At 70.1% G+C, this 3,790-nt stretch carries 2 protein-coding genes and 1 pseudogene; 1 reads left to right on the top strand and 2 read right to left on the bottom strand.

What is annotated here, in order from left to right; translation table 11 throughout:
* Window positions 1–295, top strand: a pseudogene (locus GTW40_RS24625) (hypothetical protein); the annotation flags it as partial.
* Window positions 296–1,084: 789 nt separating this feature from the next.
* On the opposite strand, the gene GTW40_RS24620 reads toward GTW40_RS24625, so the two are convergent.
* Both GTW40_RS24620 and GTW40_RS24615 read right to left on the bottom strand, forming a co-directional pair.
* Entirely contained in the window at window positions 1,085–2,503 is a 1,419-nt protein-coding gene (locus GTW40_RS24620; RefSeq protein WP_161182359.1) for a sugar porter family MFS transporter, read from the bottom strand.
* A gap of 226 nt (window positions 2,504–2,729) precedes the next feature.
* On the bottom strand, window positions 2,730–3,790 hold a 1,061-nt coding region (locus GTW40_RS24615; RefSeq protein WP_161182358.1), incomplete at its 5' end, for an AAA family ATPase.

Genomic DNA, 3,790 nt, shown 5'->3' with positions numbered 1-3,790 from the left:
CGACACCCCCTCCCTCGCGGCCCGCGCCGCCGCCCTCCCCGGCCGGGTGATCGCGATCGAGGCCGTGTGGGACGGCGACACGGTCCACGACTGGTTCGTGATCCTGCTGGCGATCCTGGACACCCCACCCGGCGAGTCCCACCTGGCCACGGTCCACCACCGCCGAGGCACCCCCTCCCCCGCCGCCCGCGCCACCGAGGTGGGCCGCGCCCTCGCCGCCCACCTGAACGTCCCCTTCCACTTCGCCTCCCCCGACACCCCGGACGACCAGGCGCCGCGCTGGCGACAGGGCTGAGGCGGGGGCGCTCCGCGGGAGGGGCAGGTTCGTCGGCCGGGGTGGTGACATCGGCGGTACGAGGTCGGGGTGCGTGGTTGGTCGGGCTTGTGAGTGCCTCCGGCGGGGCGCCTTGGCGCTCGGTGGGTCCGGGTCTACGAGCCGTCCCGGCAGGGTGTGTCGGCGTACGGGCCCGATGGCAGCCAGGCGGTTCGTCGCCGAGGGCCCCTCGATCACGGGCCACGCCCAGCCTCGCCGTGCGCCCCTGCGCCGGCCGAGGCGCACAAAGCATCCCCATCCGTGCGGGCTCGGGCGCCCCCGATGCCGTACCCGGGCGACCTCATACAGCCCGCCCCGTCGGCCGTGACCGCCCCACCCCGGCCACCAACCAGGCCGACAGCCGTCACGCGCCGGACGCGAAGCAACCCCTGCCCACGGTCGGCGCCGAACGCGAGGCAGCCCCTGCTCACGGCCGCGCACAAGTCCCCTCCGGGCCGGACACGGACAGATGCCGCCCCGGAGGGGGAGCCGCCGACGGCCACCACGCCCCGCACGCCGAGCAGCCCCACCACGCACCCGCAGGCCACCCGAGCCGAACTCGACGTCTGTGACACAGCCCAGCCCCACCCCGCCACCCACGCAAAGGGCTGCCCGAACCCATCGCAACGTCCGCGAAGACACCGCCCACCCGCCGAAGCCCGTGCAAACACCACCGCCCCCGACCCAGGCAGTGGCCGGGTCGGGGGCGGTGGAGGGTGCGAGGAGAGGGGCAGCGGGGACTTGGCCCTTCTCCCCGGGTCGAGGGGGCGGCTAGCCCATCTCCTCCAGCGTCTTGCCCTTCGTCTCCTTGACGAACTTCAGGACGAACGGGATGGAGAGGGTGGCGAAGATCGCGTAGATCACGTAGGTGCCGGAGAGGTTCCAGTCGGCCAGCGACGGGAAGCTCGCGGTGATGGCCCAGTTGGCGATCCACTGCGCGGAGGCGGCCACACCGAGGGCGGCGGCGCGGATCTTGTTCGGGAACATCTCACCGAGGAAGACCCAGACCACGACACCCCAGGAGAGGGCGAAGAAGAGGACGAACAGGTGGGCGGCGATGAGCGCGATCCAGCCCTGGGTGGCGGGCAGCTTGCCGTCGACCAGGTGGTAGCTGAACGCCCAGGCCTCCAGGGCCAGGCCGGCGGCCATGCCGACCGAGCCGATGAGCGCGAGCGGCTTGCGGCCGATGCGGTCCACGAAGATCATCGCGATCACGGTGCCGACGATGTTGATGATCGACGTCGTGAAGGAGTAGAGGAACGAGTCCGACGGGTCGACGCCGACCGACTGCCACAGCGTCGAGGAGTAGTAGAACGCGACGTTGATGCCGACGAACTGCTGGAAGACCGAGAGGCCGATACCGATCCAGACGATCGGCTTGAAGAAGAAGCCGCCGCCGAGCAGGTCCTTGAAGGACGACTTGTGCTCGGACTTCATCGCGTGCTCGATCTCGTTGACACGCGCGTCGAGGTCGATGTCCTTGCCCTCGACCTCGGCCAGGATCTCGCGGGCGCGCTCACGCTTGCCGACGGAGAGCAGGAAGCGCGGGGACTCGGGGATCGCGAAGGAGAGCAGACCGTAGAGGACGGCCGGGATGACCATGACGCCCAGCATGACCTGCCAGACCTCGAGGCCCATGAGCTTGCCGCGCTGGTCGCCGCCGGCGGCGTTGAGCAGGCCCCAGTTGACGAGCTGGGAGATGGCGATGCCGATGACGATCGCGGCCTGCTGGAAGGAGCCGAGACGGCCGCGGTAGGCGGGCGGGGCGACCTCGGCGATGTAGGCCGGGCCGATGACCGAGGCCATGCCGATGGCGAAACCGCCGATGATGCGCCAGAACGCGAGGTCCCACAGGGCGAACGGAAGGGCGGAGCCCACGGCGCTGACCGTGAAGAGGACGGCGGCGATCTGCATACAGCGGATACGGCCGATCCGGTCGGCTATGCGGCCGGCCGTGGCGGCACCGATGGCGCAGCCGATGAGCGCGATGGCGATGACCTGCGCGAGGCCGGCGGAGCCCACGTCGTAACGGTCACGGATGGCCTCGACGGCGCCGTTGATGACGGAGCTGTCGTAGCCGAAGAGGAAGCCGCCCATGGCGGCCGCGGCCGCGATGAAGATGACGTGCCCGAGATGTTCGGGGTGAGCCGTCCCGGCTCCTGGCTGGGGTGCCTGCGCTGTGCTGGTCACGTGTAACTCCTCGGGCCACGGCAACGCTGCCGGGTGGGGGCGAGCCCTTCCAGGTTCCAGTGGCGCACAACTTGGCACCGCTCACACCTGAAGGTAAATGCAACGTTGCAGAGAATATGCCTTCAAGTTTCGAAGTCAATAGCCAGATGAGTGTGACTTAAGAGATACAACGAGCCCACAGATGTTCAAGAAGTGAACGAGGGAATTGTTGATCTTGAAGGTGGGGCTAGCGAAGCCGCTGTGAGATGACCTTGGACACACCGTCGCCCTGCATGGAGACCCCGTAGAGCGCGTCCGCGATCTCCATCGTGCGCTTCTGGTGCGTGATGACGATCAGCTGGGACGACTCCTGCAGCTCCCGCATGATGCGGATGAGCCGCTGGAGGTTGGTGTCGTCGAGCGCCGCCTCGACCTCGTCCATCACATAGAAGGGGCTCGGGCGGGCCTTGAAGATGGACACCAGCAGCGCGACCGCCGTCAGCGACCGCTCCCCGCCGGAGAGCAGGCTCAGCCGCTTGACCTTCTTGCCCGGCGGCCGCGCCTCCACGTCCACGCCGGTGGCCAGCATGTCGTCGGGGTCGGTCAGGACCAGGCGCCCCTCTCCGCCGGGGAAGAGCCGGGAGAACACGCCCTCGAACTCGCGCGCGGTGTCCCGGAACGCCTCCGTGAAGACCTGCTCCACCCGCTCGTCCACCTCCTTCACCACCTTCAGAAGGTCCGCACGGGTCTTCTTCAGGTCCTCCAGCTGCTCGCTGAGGAACTGGTGCCTCTCTTCCAGCGCGGCAAACTCCTCCAGGGCGAGCGGGTTCACCTTGCCGAGCTGCTGATAGGCGCGCTCGGCCGCCCGCAGCCGCTTCTCCTGCTCGGCGCGGTCGAAGGGGCGCGGCAGGTTGCGGGGGTGCTCGGGATCCTCGGGCAGCGTCTCCCCCTCGGCCGGGAGCGACGGCGGCACCGGCTGCCGCGGGCCGTACTCCGCGACCAGCCCCTCCGGCTCCACGCCCAGCTCCTCCAGCGCCCTGGCCTCCAACTGCTCGATGCGCAGCCGCTTCTCGGCGCCGAGCACCTCGCCCCGGTGCACGGAGTCCGTCAACTTGTCGAGTTCGGCCTTGAGTTCACGTCCCGCCGTGCGCGCCTCCGCCAACTCCCGCTCCCGCAGCCCCTTCACGGACTCGGCGGCGGAGCGCTCGCGCGCGGAGCGGGCGAGGGAGACCTCGATGTGCGCGAGCAGCTGCCGGGCGCCGGAGGCGACCGCCCCGGCGACGGATGCCTCGTGCCGCAGCCGGGCCC

The sequence above is a fragment of the Streptomyces sp. SID4985 genome, assembly GCF_009863025.1.
Lineage (GTDB): Bacteria > Actinomycetota > Actinomycetes > Streptomycetales > Streptomycetaceae > Streptomyces.
The sequence above is the reverse complement of the archived record's forward strand: the minus strand, read 5'-3'. Positions and strand labels throughout refer to the sequence as shown.